Origin of the sequence: Niastella populi, assembly GCF_002078015.1 — a bacterium.
Classification (GTDB): Bacteria; Bacteroidota; Bacteroidia; order Chitinophagales; family Chitinophagaceae; genus Niastella; species Niastella populi.
The window spans coordinates 224,484-242,703 of record NZ_LWBP01000243.1 but is presented as its reverse complement, the minus strand read 5'-3'; the positions used below and the strand labels follow the sequence as shown (position 1 = coordinate 242,703).

Here is an 18,220-nt window from a genome sequence, read left to right as displayed (position 1 = left end):
ATATTGTGGGCGGGAAGAAATCGGCTAACAAAAAAAGTAGTTCAACATACATATACCTTTTATGCATTTCACAATAAACGCCCAATTAGTTGACATATGGAAGAAAAAAATATACCCTGCAGCCATAACCGTTGTAAATGGTAAAATTGAAACCATAGCACCGGTTGAAACGGAAGCCGCCGGGCAACTGCCTTATATTTTGCCGGGATTTATTGATAGTCACGTGCATATCGAAAGCTCCATGCTGGTGCCCTGCCAGTTTGCACGGCTGGCCGTGGTGCATGGTACGGTAGCCACCGTCAGCGATCCGCATGAAATTGCCAATGTGTGCGGCATAGAAGGGGTTGAATACATGATCGAAAACGGCAAAACCGTTCCGTTCAAATTCTTCTTTGGCGCGCCCAGTTGTGTACCGGCCACCATTTTTGAAACCGCAGGCGCTACCCTCGATACCGGCCAGGTGGCGGCGCTTTTACAAAAAGAAGAAATTCCCTACTTAAGCGAAATGATGAATTTCCCCGGCGTACTCTACAACGACCCGGCGGTAATGAAAAAAATAGCGGCCGCGCGGCAGGCAGGCAAACCTGTTGACGGGCATGCCCCGGGGTTACGGGGCGAACAGGCCCGTAAATACATAGAGGCCGGAGAACCCGGCCAGGTGACCATCAGCACCGACCATGAATGTTTTACCCGCGAAGAAGCGCTTGACAAACTGCAGTACGGCATGAAGATCATTATCAGGGAGGGAAGCGCCGCACGTAATTTTGAAGCGCTGATCGATCTGCTGAACGATCATCCGCAACACATTATGTTTGGCAGCGATGACAAACATCCCGATAGCCTGGTGGCCGGCCATATTAACCAGCTTTGTGCAAGGGCCGTGGCCAAAGGCATCGATATTTTTAACGTATTGCAGGCCGCCTGTGTAAATCCCGTTCTGCATTATAAACTTCCGGTTGGGTTGTTGCAACCCGGCGATGCCGCCGATTTCATCGTAATCGCCGATCTGAAACAGTTCAATGTGCTGCAAACCTATATCAATGGCGAACTGGTGGCAGACAAAGGGAACCCGAAGATTGAATCAAAACCATCGCGCGTTATCAATAATTTCAATTGCAACATAAAAACGGCCGCTGATTTCCAGCTACGGTATAATGGCGAAAAAGAGATTGCCGTAATTGAAGCGCTCGACGGCCAGCTGATCACCAACAAACTGATGCTGGCGCCCAAAACAAGTGATGGACTAATGGTAAGCGATACGGAAAGGGATATACTCAAAATAGCTGTCGTTAACCGTTACGCCAATGCGGTTGTTGCCATTTCATTCATAAAGAACACCGGTTTACAACAGGGCGCCATTGCCTCTTCGGTTGCCCACGACAGCCATAACATTGTTGCGGTTGGTGTTGATGACGATAGCCTTTGCCAGGCGGTGAACCTCGTAATTGAACAACAGGGTGGTGTTAGTTGCGTAAGCCCGCAGGCCTCGCTGGTACTGCCCTTACCGGTTGCAGGTTTAATGAGCGCTGAAGACGGGTATGAGGTGGCGAACGCTTATACCACCATCGATGCCATGGCAAAATCACAGGGCGCTACCCTGTCGGCGCCGTTCATGACGCTCTCATTTATGGCTTTGCTGGTTATTCCACATTTGAAACTGAGCGACCTCGGATTGTTTGACGGGGATTCGTTTCAACTTGTGAAGGCCGTGCAATAAACAGCGGTTTAAATTTTTCGTAGAAAAAGAGATTGAACAACAACATCTCGAGCCCATATACGAAATCTTCAACCGGTATGGTAAGCACCCTGATGCTTACATTTTCGTCATTATTGTACCAGACCACGGGTTGTTCCAAACCGGTTCCGGTAAGTAAACCATTTACCATAAAGAAAGGAATGAGCAATAAAGGATAAATGCTCAGAAACCCCGGCAGCCATTTCACTTTAAATACAAACTCCAATGCTATCAGTAGTATGGCTGTGCTTATACACGTTACCGAAGTATATGCTTTGCCGGTATGCATGAACCCGATCACCAGCAACAGGCACGACAATCCGGCAACAACGGCTCTTTCTACCTTTTCAGGCCAGGTGATACGGTAAAATGTATTAAAACAATGATAGGTGAATACACAGGCAAAGGGAATACAAATAAAGAACAACACTTCTTCGGCAGGCAGGTTAAACATCTTAGGCCCAAGGATATAGGTATCATTAAACCCCCATACGCCCTGAGCGGTAAATAATATATCCCAGGCAATGAAACATGCCGAAGCAATCAGGTTTGCGGCAAAAAAAGCTTTAAAGTGTTTACTGAACCTGATCGCCGGGTAAAATGAGAACAGGAACGGAACAATGGCTGAGCAAATATTTATGAGCAAATATGTTGAATGCATTTTAGTTACCCTGCGCTTTCATTTTAAAATATTTGAACGGAACCCATAACATGCCGAAACACTCGCCTTCTTCTTTTCCCAAATGTTTATGATGCATTTTATGCGCCCGCCTGATGGCTTTAAAATATGCGTTGTCGGTGTTTCTGAATATCCTGAAGCGTTGATGAATGAACACATCATGCACCAGGAAATAAGCGAGCCCGTATAATGTTATGCCGAGCCCAACCCAGAAGGCCCAGTTGTAATTTTGTTTCATGCCCCAGAACAATCCGGCTATGCCGGGCATGGCGAAGATCAGAAAGAAAAAATCGTTATGTTCAAAAAAGCCTTCCGATTCCTTCCGATGATGATCTTTATGCAGGAACCAGCAGAGCCCATGCATAATGTATTTATGAGTGAACCAGGCAACTCCTTCCATTGCTACAAATGCGGTCAGCACGATCAGGATGTTTATGACTACCATGATAAAGTTTATTTATGAACTTGCTTAAAATATATTCAACTGGCATTTCACGTTCGACTCTACCATCAATACCAGTTTTTGATAATTGGGGATCCGGATGCGCTCGCTGAGTATTTTTTCAGCCGGCAGCTTTTTTATTTTTTTAAAGAGCACCCAATAATAATAGTATGCCAGGTATACGCCTTTTTTTGATGAGGCCGGCAGCATTTTAATTCCCTTCAACGCTTCAGCGAAATCCTCCGCTATTTCTTTTTCTATCTTTTCTTTATCGGCCTTTGAAAAGTTACGAAGATTTACCGAAGGAAAGTAAGTACGGCCCAGTTGCAGGTTATCGGCCTGTGCATCGCGTAAAAAATTCACTTTCTGAAAAGCGGCACCCAATCTCATAGCGTACGGTTTGAGTTTTTCGTACAACCCGGTATCGCCATTGGTAAATACATGTAAACACATCAAACCTACCGCTTCGGCAGAACCGAGTATATATTTTTTATAGCTTTCTTCATTGTACGTTTGAAAGTACAGGTCCATTTCCATGCTGTCGAGAAAAATATCGATCCACTTCCTGTCGATACCATATTCATGCACCACTGCCTGAAAAGCATTTAAAACCGGGTTCAGCGATATCTTATCACGAAGCGCCGCTTCGGTATCGTTGCGAAATGTGGCCAATAGTTCTTTTTTATTATACCCCTGAAAGCTATCGACAATTTCATCGGCAAACCGCACAAAGCCATAAATGGCGTATATGGGGTTGCGTAAAGGCCTGGCCAGAAAAAGTATGCCCAGTGAAAAACTCGTACTATAGGTTTTCGTTGTCAGCCTGCTGCATTCTATCGAAACCCTGTCAAACAAATATTTCATGCGTCTTTTTTGTTAAGTGCTTATTCAATAATCCGGCGGCTATCTTTCCTGAAATGATCGAAGGCGGCACGCCGGGTCCGGGTACGGTTAACTGCCCTGAATAAAAGAGGTTCTTTAATTGTTTATTCCTGATGGTGGGCTTCAGGATGGCGGTTTGGGATAAGGTATTGGCGAGCCCGTAAGCGTTCCCTTTGTATGAATTGTAGTCGCTGATAAAATCGTTTACACAATAGCTCTGCCGGTAAACCACATGGTTATGTACCGATTCGCCTGCAAATTCCTCGAGCCGCTTCATCATGATAGTATAATACTTGTCCCTGGTGTCCTTATCATCGGTTAACCCGGCGGCAATGGGCATCAGCAGGAACAGGTTCTCATGCCCCGGTGGCGCTACGGTATCATCGGTCTTTGACGGACAGCATACATAGAACAAAGGTTTTGTTGGCCATTGCGGGTCTTTGTAGATCTGATCGGCATGGTGGTTAAGGTCTTCATCGAAGAATAAGGTATGATGGTGCAGGCGCGGCAGTTTTTTATCGATGCCGAGGTAATAGATAAGGCAGGATGGCGCCATTACTTTTTTGTTCCAGTACTTTTCATTGTAATTCTCTGCACCGGCCGGTAACAGGTTTTTCTCCACGTGATTGTAGTCGGCGGCGGCAACAACCCCATCACATGGTACGGTTTGTCCGTTCACCTGCAACCCGGTAACCCGGCCTGCTGCGGTAACGATCTTTTCAACCCCGGCATTATAATGAAATACAACCCCCTGCTCAAGTGCCAATTTTTCCATGGCCCCGATCACCTTTCCAAACCCGCCCATGGGGTACCAGGTACCCAGTTTCAATCCGGCATAATTCATCAAACTGTACAACGCAGGCGTTTGGGAAGGTTTGGCGCCAAGGAACAGCACGGGAAATTCCATCAGCGCCTGCAGTCGTGGGTTGGAAAAGAACTTTCGAACATGTTTATCAAAGGCGGTGAATACATCTACCTGCAAACTTCTCCAAATGAGTTTGGCCGACAGGTATTCGGTTAAGGAAAGCGCCGGTTTATACACCAGTTCCTCCATACCCAACCGGTATTTCTGCTCTCCTTCGTGTAAAAATTGTTGCAAGGCGGCCCCGCTTCCCGGCTCTATCGATTCAAACAGATCCTGCAGGTCTTTAAAAGCAGGCGGAACAACCAGCGTGTCCTGTTTATCAAAAACGATCTCAAATGAAGGGCTCAGCAGGTGCAATTGGTAGAAATCGCTTACACGGTGACCGAAATCGGCAAAAAAACGTTCAAACACCGCTGGCATCCAGTACCAGCTGGGTCCCATATCGAACACAAAGCCATTGGCTGTGCGCAACTGCCTGGCCCTGCCCCCGGCACCGGCATTCTTTTCAAACACATGCACTTCGTGACCGGCGGCCGATAAATAACAAGCCGCACTCAAACCAGCAAAGCCTGCACCTATGACGGCAGTTTTTGACATCAATTAGTGTTTATATTTTTTTTAAATTATTTAAACATCACTTTTCCAAAACAGCCATCAGATCGCCCGCTGCATGCAGCAGGGTACAATTCTTAGGCTTTTTGAAACTGGTTGAACGGGCTACATCACAGGCCAGATAAAGGTGCAGGTTTCCAAACTGTTGTCCCATGCGGGTAAGCAGTTCCTGGTCGGTTTCGGTGTCATTTTTATGCACCAGGAAGTACAGAAGATTAGCGGGTTTTATAGATTTTACGGCAGCTGCAAGGGAATCAAAGGGAACATTGGCGCCAAGGTAGAAGACTTTTTTGCCGGCCTGCCTAAGCAGGTAACCGGCCAAAAGCAGCCCCAGCTCATGAAATTCGTCTTCCCCCAGAAAAAGCAGCCAGGCGTCTTTGCCGGCAGCGGCGGAAGTGGCAATCGGCAGGGCATCCGTTGCGGCAAGGAATTTTTGCCTGAACAAATTAGTGATAAAATGCTCCTGCGCGGGGGCCAGTACACTGGTTGACCAAAGCAGGCTCAAACGCCCGAGTGAAGGATAAACGATATGTACGTATACGTCCTTCATTCCGTAACGCATCAATGCATTGGAGAACACTTTATCAAAACGGACCTCATTATATTCAAGAGCTGCAGCTACGATCTGCGATATATAAAAGTCGTATTCGGGAACGGCAGACTGTAAAGGTATCGCCTGTTTTTCAATTAACCGGTGTAATTTCTCATCGCTCATGGTACAGAGCTCCGAGACCTTATTATTGGTATTCATCAGGCTGACGATATTCAACAATCGCCTGAGCTGTTCCCCGTTGTAATGCCGGGTATTCCCTTCGCTGCGCCCTGGCGTTAAAGCATTGTACCGCTGCTCCCAGATCCGGATCGTATGGGCCTTAATACCAGAGAACTGTTGCAGTTGCGAAATGGAAAATAGATCCAATTGTTTAAATTTTTACCAAATTATTTAAACAAATTCAAATTTCAAAAAATTATTATTCCGCTCTAAACCCCTGGTTGGCAAAGCCCCTTGAAAATCCCCATTTACCCGCCCCCTTTCTATATATTATAAATACCATTTAACTAAATAATTCTTTATATCTTTAGAAACAACATCTTTATCATTACCTGCACCTTTCCTCTGAAGCCAGAAGGTTTTAAACCGTACATCCCATTCAGGAACTAAAAACCTTACATGATGACGACAACTGTAAACCCAACCGCAGGTGTAGAGCAGTGGCTTGCGAAAAATGCGATCTCCGAATCTCCTTTCACGCAGTATATAAAAAATATATACCCTGTTAGTACAGCCGCGCAGGACTTTATCAATCGAAAAGCTTATCCCAGCGAGCCGGCAAAAGGCGAAATGCTTGTTACCGCCGGCGCCATGTGCGACAATGTATACCTTATACGCAAAGGCATTCTGCGCAGTTTTGTAAAAGAGGGCGCAAAAGAAATTACCACCTGGATCTCGGCCGAACAGGAACTGGCCACCTGTATTACCTGTTTTGGGTTAAAGCAACCTGCACGCGAGAACATTCAGGCGCTGGAAGATTGTGAGCTGTGGGTATTGAGCGTGGAAGACCTGCAATACCTGTACGAGCATTTTCCCGAGTTGAACATCGTAGGCCGGAAGATCCTGGAGAAATATTACCGCGATGCGGAAGAAAGGGCGTTCATTGCCCGGCTGATGGAAGCCACATCCAAGTACAAACATTTTATTGCCACCAAAAGCGACCTGCTGAACCGGGTACCGCTGAAGTTCATTGCCTCCTACCTTGGCATGACGCTGGAAACGCTTAGCCGCATAAGAAGCAAGTTGTCGCGGAACATTAATGAATTCAATTAGGTCGATGGTCAATGGTGAATTTTCGGCAAACGTAAAACGCAAGTTGCCGCACTGAGGAACCTAGTCAACCAGTTAACCCGGCAACCCCAATCAACCTCTCCATTTTCACCGGCAAAACAGCCGGTTTTACCGACTTAACCTTTCTGTTAGGCGGCAGGCGCTTGCCTCGTAGCGCAGCGGGCGGTAGCTTTGATGAAAATTAATACCCCATGCGCGACAGAACGTTAAAGGAACAGCGGAAAGCCTACAGAAAAGCAAGAAGGAAGGAACTCACAAGCAGGCGCAAAAGAAGCAGCAGTGTTTTGGCCGGCTTTATAATCCTGTGCGTGGGTACCATTTTGCTGTTAAAACAATTTGGCGTTCCCTTTCCCGCCTGGTTATTTACCTGGCCCATGATCATAGTTGCGTTTGGTTTACTGGCCGGCGCCGGTAATTCGTTCCGCGATCCGGGTTGGGTGATAATCACTGCCGTAGGCACCATTTTCCTTCTTGGCAAAATATGGCCGGAAATTCCTATTCAACATCTATGGCCGGTGCTTATAATGGCCGTGGGTTTAATTATTATCGTGGCGCCCAAACGCCACCGCATGTGGCAGGAGCGCAGAGCCAGGCTCAGGGAAATAGTTGAAGAGGAAAAAATGAACGAACTACAAAAATGGCAGCAGGCACAGGATGTTCCCGATCCCACTGTTAAACAGGGCACAACTTTCACCCAGGCGGCCACCGTTACGGGTCAGGCTGCTGAAGCGCCATATGAAAGTGAAAAAAAAAGCGCCGATAACTGGCTCGATACCGTCACCATCTTCGGCAATGTAAAAAAGCTCGTGTATTCGAAGAATTTCAAGGGAGGAGATATTGTATCCATCTTCGGCGGTTCAGAGATCAATTTAAGCCAGGCCGACTTCAACGGTTCCATCTCTATAGAAATGGTACAGATCTTTGGCGGCGCCAAACTGATCGTTCCTCCCCACTGGCAGATCCGTTCTGAAATGGTGGCCATTTTCGGCGGCGTCGAAGATAAACGCCCCCCGCAAATGAATTATGATGAAGATAAAGTAGTCGTATTGCGAGGCACTACTTTCTTCGGCGGCATTGAAATAAAAAGCTATTAAAATTATTCAATACAACCATTAAAACCTATTGTATGCACTGGTTCCTGGCAAAAATAGTATACCAGATAGTTTGTGGAGAAGGAAACCACACAGCCCAGTTCGATGAACAGTTACGCCTGATACAGGCTGTTGACGAAAATGAAGCTTTTGATAAAGCCAGGGCCATTGGCGAACAGGAGCAGGAAATGTTCATGAACCAGCAACAGAAATTAGTGACCTGGCAGTTTGTGAATGTTTGTGAGCTGTATAAAATATCGGCCCTTATCGATGGTGCGGAACTCTATTCACGCATACAGGAATCCGATGATGCCAAATCGTATAAGGAACTGGTACATAAAAAAGCCGCTCATATTAAATCGAGCAGCACACACAAATATTTGCAGTTATTTTAACGCGGAACGCGGAAGAATGAACGCAGCATGCGGAACCGGCAACCTGTAACCTGAAACATTTTATCTGTGGCACTATCACCACTCGGTACATTAAAGAATAAAACAATTTTTGCAGCAGCATGGCTTATCTGGTCGCTGATGCAGGTTAAACTATTGCAGGACTGGGGGCTTGAGTGGAAAATGGCAGCCCTCGACAGCCTGGTGAGTAATACATTGCTGGCAGCCATCACCATTATCGTTATCAATAACCTGCGGTACTACCGGCCTAAAAAAGGGAAGTACATTTATATCATCATTGTGTGTGCGGTTAAAGCCGGTTTGTGGAGCGTGATGGTGAAATATGCCATGTTAAATATTTTTCCAAAGGAAACAGCATACCTGCAGTTCCTCGATAAATTCATGCCTATCAGGTTTTATTTCGCCCTCCTCATTACGCTGTGCGTGGCGCTGGTAAGCGAACTGTTCTATACACTGGAAGAACAAAAAGACAGCGAGCACCGCAAGACAGATGCCGAAAAGCTGTCGCGCGAAGCGGAATTGTACAAACTGCGGCAGCAGTTACAACCGCATTTTCTATTCAACAGCCTGAATTCGATCAGCGCCCTTATAACCGTTCAACCGGCACAGGCGCGTAAAATGATACAACAGTTATCTGATTTTTTAAGAGGCACATTAAAGAAGGAAGAGAACCAGTGGATCAGCCTGGAAGATGAATTGCTACATTTACAGTTATACCTCGATATTGAGAAAGTGCGGTTCGGTCACCGGTTAAATACTTCAATAAAATGCGCCGGCTCCGATATCAAACTTCAACTACCCAGTATGCTGTTGCAACCACTGGTAGAAAATGGCATCAAGTTCGGATTGTATGACACCACAGAAGCGGTTACCATCAGCATAGAGGCCGCCCATGACAATAATTACCTGGTGGTTACCATACAAAACCCGTTCGACCCTGAAACGGCATCGCCCAAACAGGGAACAGGCTTTGGGTTGAGCTCGGTTCAGCGCCGTTTGTACCTGCTGTTTGCGCGGAACGACCTGTTAAACACGCGGCATACCGAAAACACGTTCACTACGGTAATAAAAATACCACAGCCCTCATAACCGATATAAACCTTATATAGATATCATATAAAAAACATTGTACAGGAATGAAAACAGCCATTATTGTAGATGATGAACCGCTGGCCCGCCTGGTAGTTAAAGAATACCTGCAGCAACACCCTGCCATCACTGTAGTGCAGGAATGTAATGATGGCTTTGAAGGTATTAAGGCGATCATGCAGCATCAACCCGATGTGGTCTTCCTCGATATACAAATGCCAAAGATCAACGGCTTTGAAATGCTTGAACTGGTTGAACAACCACCGGCTGTAATTTTTACCACCGCTTTCGATGAATATGCCATTAAAGCGTTTGAAAGCCATGCGGTAGATTACCTGCTGAAACCCTTCAGCCAGGAACGTTTTAATAAAGCCATAGAACGTTTAACGGAACGCGATGCCGCCATAACTGCCGGCAATACCCGCGAACTGCTCGATACCGCCGCCCAGGGACCGCAACAGAACCAACGCATTGTGGTAAAGACCGGTAACAAGATCAAGATCATTCCAATTGATGAAGTACACTATCTTGAATCGGCCGATGATTATGTAAAGATCCACACAAAAGAAGGCGCGTTCCTGAAAAACAAAACCATGGGTCATTTTGAAAAGGTGCTGAACCCGCAGCAATTTGTACGTACCCACCGCTCCTATATGGTAAATGTGCAGCTGGTTACCCGTATAGACCCTTATGAAAAAGAAAATTTTCTGGCCCAGTTAAAAACAGGCGCACAGGTGCCTGTAAGCAAGACGGGTTATACAAAATTGAAAAACGTTTTAGGAATTTAAACCGCCCTTTTACTACATATGTATCTCGAACACGTATAATACAAAACACTTATAAATAAATACACATACTGCTTATTACATATTTTTTTGCTGGTTGACATTGGTTCATAGAGTAGCCTTCCGGTGTTTTATAAACACCATGTGAGGCTGGTTAAGTGAAAAACCGAATTACTCTAATCATTAACCCTATTAACCATGTATCCAGTACCCGGAAAACGACCGTTCAGGATCGTCATGCTCTTTATTTGCTTTATTCTATTTTCTATCCCTTACGCTCAGGCGCAGTGTATTGCATCAGGGCCCAATAGTCCCGCCAGTTCTGCCAGCGTTCCATATTCGGGAAGCGATTATTCGTTTAGTAATCCGACGAATGCACTGGCCAATGACAATAATGTTTCTACAGCCGCTTCCGTTCTCAGTTTGTTCAACCAGCAAACAGATTATTTACAGGTAAAGAACTTCGGCTTCAATATTCCCACAGGCGCCTCCATCTGCGGCATAGAAGTACACGTGGTTAAAAGCGCTGACAACGTTTTGCTTAACCTTGCATCTGTGACTGACTACAATGTTCGTATTATTAAAAACAATTCACTCACCGGCCCCAATATGGCCGATCCCGCACAATGGAGCGCATCGGATACTTATATCACCTATGGAGGTGTAAACGATCTTTGGGGCACCTCCTGGTCGCCTTCAGATATCAATAGCAATAATTTTGGTTTTTCCATAGCCGGGGAAATAATTACCACAGTATCGCTCTTTCCCACTGCACGCATCGATCAAATCAGCATCACGGTTCATTACCTCGATCCCACTGTATTGTCTGCACAAGCCATTCAATTCAATGTAGTCAATGCATCCAATCGTTCGGCGCTTCTCTCCTGGAAGCAAAGCACAGAGGAAACCACTTCGTATGTAGTTGAACGATCGGCCAACGGGCGTACCTGGGAAACGGTGAAAGGCAGCACGCAAAAAAATAGCAACAGCTCATTGCATACGTTTACAGACACAAAGCCTTTCACCGGCAAATCGTATTACCGGATTAAAATGACAACTCCTGATGGCGGTGTAAGTTATACCACTACGCAGCCATTTGCGCTGATCGATCATACAACCTTAACCTGCTTTCCCAATCCGTTTACATCGGATATACAGGTAAAAGGCATTATGGCGGGTGAGCGGGTAGCGGTAACCAATATGTACGGACAATGCATGTACCTTTCGGCACCGGCAATTAACAACACCATGACCGTTAATATCAACGATTTACAACCTGGTGTATATGTTATAAGCGCAGGCAACAGGAAGATGAAGGTGGAGAAAAGGTGAGCGGGCTCTCTTATTTCACGGCCCGAATTCACCCATTGGCTGCGTTCATTTCCGTTAGAAATAGATTTTTTGAGGCTATATGATCACGTGAATAACCGTTGGACATCATGACTTATATACGTTGAAACCCGCTACCAAAGCGGGTTTTAACTTTTCATAGGGGCCTTACCCATACTAAAAACAGGCTTTTGTTGGTTTTCAGGTTCTCATAACCCGGTGTATGTTTGCATTACGAAACGCAACTGACACACACCAAAGGGTGTACTTCTCGTAAAAATACGTTGCACACTCCACAAACTTACGCATTGCCTGCCTCCGCGATTGTCTCCATACAGTAAGTAGTAAATAGAAAATAAACATATAAACATTACATCTATGAAAAAGGCAATGAAGAATTACAGCTTAATGATCATCACATTAATCACATTGACTGTAGGATTCTCCACTATTTCACTCGCTAACGACGAAGGAAAAACTAAAAATATAACAGAACTGAAGTTTATCGGCAACATGGAGAACCAACCGGTTTTCCAGCTGAACCTGAACAACACTGAAGATGATGAGTTCATCGTTACATTCCGCGATGATGCCGGTAACGTGTTGTACACAGATAAATTTAAAGGTGCAGGTATCACCAAAAAGTTCATGTTGAAATCTGATGAGTTCAATGATTCAGCTTTGAACGTAGTAGTTAAATCAAAGAAATATAACACTACCGAAGTATACACCATCAACAGAAGCCACACTTACGTGGAAGAAACTGTGGTAAACAAGCTGAAGTAATCAACAGCGTCCAGTCATTCAACAATTATAGATTTTCACGAGGCACTCCGGGTAACCGGGGTGCTTTTTGTTTTATGGGCAGGATGTATGCAGAAAATGTGGCGCCGCATGGCAGTGCCGCGTCCTGTTTTGAACTGATTACAACTGTGAAATATAAGTGGTTGTCTGTTGTTGAATTTGTTGTTTGGCTTTTTCAATGGCCTGTTGTACCGTTTTACCGGCTTCCCTGGCAGGAATATCAATGGCAGCATTGACGGCTTTTACATACCAGTTTCCCCACACTTCCAGGATATGCTGTTCTTTCGCTTTATCCTCTCCGGCCTGTACTGCCTTTTTGCTCAATTCAAATTCCGTTTGCAGGCGCTGTAATGCGTTACGGGTTAGTTCTTTTATGAGCGCAACCGCTGTTCTGTCATCGGCAGTGGCCAGCAGAAAGGCCGTTGCCAGGGCGCTTTTGGCAACATGTTTCATTTCGGCCGGTGAAACCATCTCGAGCCGGTCGGCATCGGTATGGTAATACACATCGGTAAAATGCCACATCAGCAAACCGGGGATCTTTGCCGCCAGAAAGGGCGTATGGTCACTACCTCCCTCGAACGGGTTGGTGCGTACCACCCAACCGGTATTGGCAGCTTCGAACAAACAGCGGTTCAGGAGCAGGTCGTTGAAATAATGCGGGAACATTTCCGCTTCACTGAGCGGACTTCCGCCCCATTCGCTGTGTTTTTCATTGCCGCGTGTCCAGATAGCCGAAGGATCGGGCATTTTTTCAATGAGGAAAGTGCCGCCTGTTTTTTGAATATCTTCTCCCACCATATCGAGGCTCAATCCCCATTTTATGCCTTTGGCCCTGATGGAATCATCCCGGATGTACCGGCGGGTTGAAACAATTTCATCGCCCCATAGAAAAGTAAGGGTGCGTTGTGGAACCACCTTTTTCTTTTTTACCAGCAGGGCGGTTGTACGCGCCATTTCAGCCAGGGCCCCTACCCCGGAGGCATTATCATTGGCCCCGGGTTCCTGTACATGGGCGCTGAACACAAACCGTTCATCGGGCCGTTTTTTTCCGCGTACATTGGCCACCAGCGTTAGTTCTTCCGAAGTATAGATCTTTGTGTTCACCACCACTTTTACCGTTACCGTTCCCTTTGCAAGGGCGGTTTTCAACCTTTCTTTGGCAGCGTACGATAACAAAATGCCCCATTTCTGACGCAGCGAATCGGTATACCCGATTCCCTGGAACTGGATGGAGTGAATATTTTTTTCAGGCTGGTTATATTTCGGCATCGAATAGGCCAGTGCGCCCAGCGCGCCGTTTTTGATGGCGTTGTTGTATGCGCCGCCAATACCGCCTTCCGCCATTACAATTTTTCCGGAAAGGTCTTTGCCCTCCAGTTCTTTGGCGGTTCCTTTCCCTATATAAACCAGTTCGGCCGTAATGCCTTCGGCCGGTGTTGATGCCGAATACATGGCGATCATATTCCGGTTGGTTTTGAACTGCAGCACCGGTTCCTTTTCACCAACGATATACAGGCTGGCATCAACGGGTTCCCAGGTAGCGTGTTTCATGGGTCTTCGTTCAATGCGATAGGTAAGTGTTGCCGCCGCTTCGCCATTGGTTTCTTTTACATAGCCGGCCTGTTGCAGTATTTTTTCCACCTCATAAATGCTTTCATTGAAACCGCTGTTACCGGCTAAACGCCAGCGCTGCTCAACAAACCATACGGTTTTGTATGCCTGTTGTTCGTCGAATGTTTTTTCCAGTAATTTGAAGTATTTTTTTTCGCGGGCCGCAGGTTGCGCCCACACCGGCATGGCAAAATGGAGTAAGATCACCGAAAAGGACAAGGTCATGAATCTGGTCATGGTAAGGTTTTATACCGTTAGTAACAATGTAAAGTTAAATATACCGATTTCCGATGTCAATGAGGATCGTGCAACCGAAACATCATCACCCTTTCAACTGGTTTTTTAAAAAGACCGTTCAGTTTTTCACGCTTCCAGCCCGGAATTTGAAAGGTGGGTGCGGAATGCCCCGTGATCGACTCAGTTTTTCAAAGGGCTGGCCAAATAACTGACTTTCCCGGTCAGTTTTTGACCTCTCCCATCGGTTTTTTGACTAACATAGTTTGATATTGCCTTATTTCTACCCGTTTTTATGACATAACAAATCAATTTTTGACCTTACCTGTTCAGTTTGTGCTCATGACCGATCAAAATGAGGCGATGAATAGTTTAGTTTATCCTTTGTTCTTTCCGGCGGCACCTGTATTTGGATTGATAAACGCCTTTACCTGACAGGGAATACCATTTCCCCCGATCGGAGAAGGCTTTTACTTTTTGGGGAAGTGTCAACAACTGGGTTGTTGCGTGAAAAACCCGATTGGTTATTGCCTTCACCTGACCGGTGATGGCATTAAACCGACTGGAGAAAGCACTAACCAGAAAGGAGAAGGCATAAACCGGAATGGCAAGAACCCTTTACCGATCTGTAAAGGCATAGACCTGATTGGGAAAAGTATACAACCAACTGGCCGAAGCATTAACCTGATTGGGAAGCGGTTCAACCAGATTGGAAGACTAATTGCCCGAATTGGAAAAGTCTTCTCCTCCTTTGGAAAGGTCCAAAATTGAGTTGGTGTCGTGGAATACCGATTAGCCGAAGCATTAATCCTGAAAGCAAATACAGCCTCAAGCTTCAAGCCTCAAGCTTCAAGCTGCAAGCTGCAAGCAAATACAGTCCAAAAGCAAATACAAATACAGCTGCTCTTTCCCTGCTTTCTCTTCTACATTCGATATTGAATATTCTACATTCAACATTCTGTATTCCCTCTATCACCATTATCACCCCTATCAACTTATCAACTCCTTCCCTTCCGCATCATTTCCCGCCTTCACTTCTACATTCGATATTGAATATTCTACATTCAACATTCTGAATTCCCTCTATCACCATTATCACCCCTATCAACTTATCAACTCCTTCCCTTCCGCATCATTTCCCGCCTTCACTTCTACATTCGATATGGAATATTCTACATTCAACATTCTGAATTCCCTCTATCACCATTATCACCCCTATCAACTTATCAACTCCTTCCCTTCCGCATCATTTCCCGCCTTCACTTCTACATTCGATATGGAATATTCTACATTCAACATTCTGAATTCCCTCTATCACCATTATCACCCCTATCAACTTATCAACTCCTTCCCTTCCGCATCATTTCCCGCCTTCACTTCTACATTCGATATGGAATATTCTACATTCAACATTCTGAATTCCCTCTATCACCATTATCACCCCTATCAACTTATCAACTCCTTCCCTTCCGCATCATTTCCCGCCTTCACTTCTACATTCGATATGGAATATTCTACATTCAACATTCTGAATTCCCTCTATCACCATTATCACCCCTATCAACTTATCAACTCCTTCCCTTCCGCATCATTTCCCGCCTTCACTTCTACATTCGATATGGAATATTCTACATTCAACATTCTGAATTCCCTCTATCACCATTATCACCCCTATCAACTTATCAACTCCTTCCCTTCCGCATCATTTCCCGCCTTCACTTCTACATTCGATATGGAATATTCTACATTCAACATTCTGTATTCCCTCTATCACCATTATCACCCCTATCAACTTATCAACTCCTTCCCTAGGCTTCCAGCCCTATCCAAACCGCACCGCCGATACTGCTGCGCGAGGCGCCGGTAACCGAAGCCAGCACATTGTTCTCTTCGCGCCAGCGTAAAACGCCTATAAGCGCCATTATTACGGCTTCCTTGAAATCGATAATGTTTTTATCCGGCGTCACTACTTCAACTCCGGCCGGCTGTAAAGCCGCCTGCAAACGTTCCATCAAAAAATGGTTATGGGCGCCGCCGCCGGTGGCCAGTAGTTTCAGATCGCTTTTCGCCGGGGGATCGGTTTCAAGCAGTTTTACGATAGGTTCGCTTATCTGGGTGGCAATATGTTCTACCATGGTGCGCATGGCATCAGGTACCGTTACGCTGCTGCTTTTCACTAACGGGTACAGTACATCGGTGCCGAAATCATTGGCCAGCGATTTTGGATGCGGCAGCTGGTAATATTCCAGTTCATTCAGCATTTTCAGCAGCTTCTCATTCACCTTACCGGAAGCGGCAATTTGTCCGCCCTCGTCATAAGGTTTGCCGGCTTCGTGAGCCAGCATATTCATAACCCGGTTGGCCGGGCAAACGTCAAAAGCGATGTATTTGTCGGGGTTGTTGTAAGAAACATTGGCTATTCCGCCCAGGTTCAGGAAAAAGGTGTAATCGCCCAGCAACAGTTTCTCGCCAATTGGCACTATAGGGGCACCCTGACCGCCGAGGGCAATATCCATGGCGCGCAGGTCGCTCACCACATTAATACCGGTAACGGCGGCAATGGCTGCGCCATCACCCAGCTGGCCGGTCATTTTTTTAGCCGGTGCATGAAAGGTGGTGTGACCGTGAGAGGCAATGAGCTGCACCTTGTAATGCAGGTTATGACGGGCAATGAAAGTATTCACCTGTTCGCCGATATAATGGCCGTATTCTGTGTGTAACAGTTGATAATCCAACGCATTAAGCTGAATGGCGCCGCGCAGCCGCTTCACCCATTCTTCGGAATATGGCTGACAATCGGCCGCCATGATCTCATACGTCCATTTACCCGCACTTTCGTGAAATTCAACAAAAGCAATGTCCAGTCCGTCGAGTGAACTTCCGCTCATAATGCCGATTGCCCGATATATCATAACAGTTGGTAGATTTTCTGGTATTAAAAAAGATATTTAGAATAGATTTGCCCGTCAAATTTCATATATCGCCACTCAAAATCCAAAACTGTTCTAAATGGTTATCAACCTTAGTACCGAATGTTCCCTTGTTTGCGACTGGATCAGCGAGATCAGGGATGTTCAAATTCAGTCGGACCGCATGCGTTTCCGGCGAAACCTGGAACGTATTGGTGAAATAGCCGCCTATGAAATAAGCCGGCAACTGGTATATGAAGAAAAAGAAGTACAAACGCCACTGGGCATCTCTCAATGCAAGGTATTAAAGGAACAACCGGTACTGGCCACCATCCTGCGGGCCGGGCTGCCGCTGCACCAGGGATTGCTCAACTACTTCGACAAAGCCGACAACGCGTTCATTTCCGCATACCGCAAACACCAGCATGACGGCAGTTTCGAGATCAGCCTCGATTATATTTCCTGCCCCGAACTCGAAAACCGGGTGGTGATCATTTCTGATCCCATGCTGGCAACCGGTTCTTCCCTCGTTAAAACCATTCAATACCTGCGCGATGAAGGACACCCGCGCGAGATCCATGTTGTTGTTGCCATCGCCTGCACCGTTGGTATCGAATACGTTCAACGAAGCGAGCCGCAGGTGAAGATCTGGTGCGGCGCCATCGACGAAGAACTAACGGCCAAAGGTTACATCGTTCCCGGATTGGGAGACGCCGGCGATCTTGCATTCGGCACCAAAGTACAGATGTAGCATAGTGCTTTACCACTATTTTCAGGCATTCTTTTCCTGTATCAACCTTTTAAGTAGAAACAAACTATAAATTAGATATTTCTTTTTTTGTGCATTCTGTGCGATCGCGAAAATTTAATACCCGATTAACCGTTTAATTTCAGACT

17 protein-coding genes are annotated in these 18,220 nt (G+C 46.0%); 10 read left to right on the top strand and 7 right to left on the bottom strand.

Annotated elements, in window-relative coordinates; genetic code table 11:
* Positions 1-61 precede the first annotated feature (61 nt).
* Positions 62-1,717, top strand: a complete 1,656-nt coding sequence (gene ade / locus A4R26_RS32040; RefSeq protein WP_081170869.1) for an adenine deaminase — start codon at positions 62-64, stop codon at positions 1,715-1,717.
* Here the strand turns inward: ade and A4R26_RS32035 are convergent.
* The 5 genes from A4R26_RS32035 to A4R26_RS32015 are packed head-to-tail and all read right to left on the bottom strand — an operon-like array spanning position 1,641 to position 6,134.
* Positions 1,641-2,396, bottom strand: a complete 756-nt coding sequence (locus A4R26_RS32035) for a lycopene cyclase domain-containing protein (protein ID WP_081170867.1) — start codon at positions 2,394-2,396, stop codon at positions 1,641-1,643. The two genes, ade and A4R26_RS32035, sit on opposite strands and share 77 nt — an antisense overlap.
* A 1-nt stretch (position 2,397) precedes the next feature.
* Positions 2,398-2,859 (bottom strand): sterol desaturase family protein, encoded by a 462-nt coding sequence (locus A4R26_RS32030; protein WP_081170865.1) that lies wholly within the window; start codon positions 2,857-2,859, stop codon positions 2,398-2,400.
* Positions 2,860-2,883: 24 nt separating this feature from the next.
* Positions 2,884-3,720 (bottom strand): phytoene/squalene synthase family protein, encoded by an 837-nt coding sequence (locus tag A4R26_RS32025; RefSeq protein WP_081170863.1) that lies wholly within the window; start codon positions 3,718-3,720, stop codon positions 2,884-2,886.
* Positions 3,704-5,200, bottom strand: a complete 1,497-nt coding sequence (gene crtID / locus A4R26_RS32020; RefSeq protein ID WP_081170861.1) for a bifunctional phytoene desaturase/3,4-desaturase — start codon at positions 5,198-5,200, stop codon at positions 3,704-3,706. Before crtID ends, A4R26_RS32025 begins: the two co-directional genes overlap by 17 nt.
* A gap of 37 nt (positions 5,201-5,237) precedes the next feature.
* Positions 5,238-6,134, bottom strand: a complete 897-nt coding sequence (locus A4R26_RS32015) for a MerR family transcriptional regulator (RefSeq protein ID WP_081170859.1) — start codon at positions 6,132-6,134, stop codon at positions 5,238-5,240.
* Between the two features lie 252 nt (positions 6,135-6,386).
* Between A4R26_RS32015 and A4R26_RS32010 the strand changes: the two genes are divergently transcribed.
* The 7 genes from A4R26_RS32010 (at position 6,387) to A4R26_RS31980 (ending at position 12,551) form a co-directional block, all read left to right on the top strand.
* Positions 6,387-7,040, top strand: a complete 654-nt coding sequence (locus A4R26_RS32010) for a Crp/Fnr family transcriptional regulator (protein WP_081170857.1) — start codon at positions 6,387-6,389, stop codon at positions 7,038-7,040.
* A gap of 209 nt (positions 7,041-7,249) precedes the next feature.
* Complete coding sequence (locus A4R26_RS32005; RefSeq protein ID WP_081170855.1) at positions 7,250-8,152, top strand: LiaF transmembrane domain-containing protein; 903 nt, start codon at positions 7,250-7,252, stop codon at positions 8,150-8,152.
* Positions 8,153-8,184: 32 nt separating this feature from the next.
* On the top strand, positions 8,185-8,544 hold the full coding sequence (locus tag A4R26_RS32000; RefSeq protein ID WP_081170853.1) for a DUF4288 domain-containing protein: 360 nt from the start codon (positions 8,185-8,187) through the stop codon (positions 8,542-8,544).
* Between the two features lie 66 nt (positions 8,545-8,610).
* Positions 8,611-9,651, top strand: a complete 1,041-nt coding sequence (locus tag A4R26_RS31995; protein WP_081170851.1) for a sensor histidine kinase — start codon at positions 8,611-8,613, stop codon at positions 9,649-9,651.
* Between the two features lie 47 nt (positions 9,652-9,698).
* Positions 9,699-10,439 carry a LytR/AlgR family response regulator transcription factor gene (locus A4R26_RS31990; protein ID WP_081170849.1) on the top strand — a complete coding sequence of 247 codons (741 nt, stop codon included), beginning with the start codon at positions 9,699-9,701 and terminating at the stop codon, positions 10,437-10,439.
* 195 nt (positions 10,440-10,634) lie between these two features.
* Complete coding sequence (locus A4R26_RS31985) at positions 10,635-11,768, top strand: T9SS type A sorting domain-containing protein (RefSeq protein ID WP_081170847.1); 1,134 nt, start codon at positions 10,635-10,637, stop codon at positions 11,766-11,768.
* Between the two features lie 375 nt (positions 11,769-12,143).
* Positions 12,144-12,551, top strand: a complete 408-nt coding sequence (locus A4R26_RS31980; protein ID WP_081170845.1) for a hypothetical protein — start codon at positions 12,144-12,146, stop codon at positions 12,549-12,551.
* 138 nt (positions 12,552-12,689) lie between these two features.
* Here the strand turns inward: A4R26_RS31980 and A4R26_RS31975 are convergent, their stop codons facing one another.
* Positions 12,690-14,417, bottom strand: a complete 1,728-nt coding sequence (locus A4R26_RS31975) for a M28 family peptidase (protein WP_081170843.1) — start codon at positions 14,415-14,417, stop codon at positions 12,690-12,692.
* 1,159 nt (positions 14,418-15,576) lie between these two features.
* On the opposite strand from A4R26_RS31975, the gene A4R26_RS34695 reads away from it, so the two are divergent.
* Positions 15,577-16,281, top strand: coding sequence for a hypothetical protein (locus A4R26_RS34695; protein ID WP_133054845.1), 705 nt, complete (start codon positions 15,577-15,579; stop codon positions 16,279-16,281).
* Here the strand turns inward: A4R26_RS34695 and A4R26_RS31965 are convergent.
* Complete coding sequence (locus tag A4R26_RS31965; RefSeq protein ID WP_081170839.1) at positions 16,223-17,326, bottom strand: anhydro-N-acetylmuramic acid kinase; 1,104 nt, start codon at positions 17,324-17,326, stop codon at positions 16,223-16,225. The two genes, A4R26_RS34695 and A4R26_RS31965, sit on opposite strands and share 59 nt — an antisense overlap.
* 97 nt (positions 17,327-17,423) lie before the next feature.
* Between A4R26_RS31965 and upp the strand changes: the two genes are divergently transcribed.
* Complete coding sequence (gene upp, locus A4R26_RS31960) at positions 17,424-18,074, top strand: uracil phosphoribosyltransferase (protein WP_081170837.1); 651 nt, start codon at positions 17,424-17,426, stop codon at positions 18,072-18,074.
* Positions 18,075-18,220 lie beyond the last annotated feature (146 nt).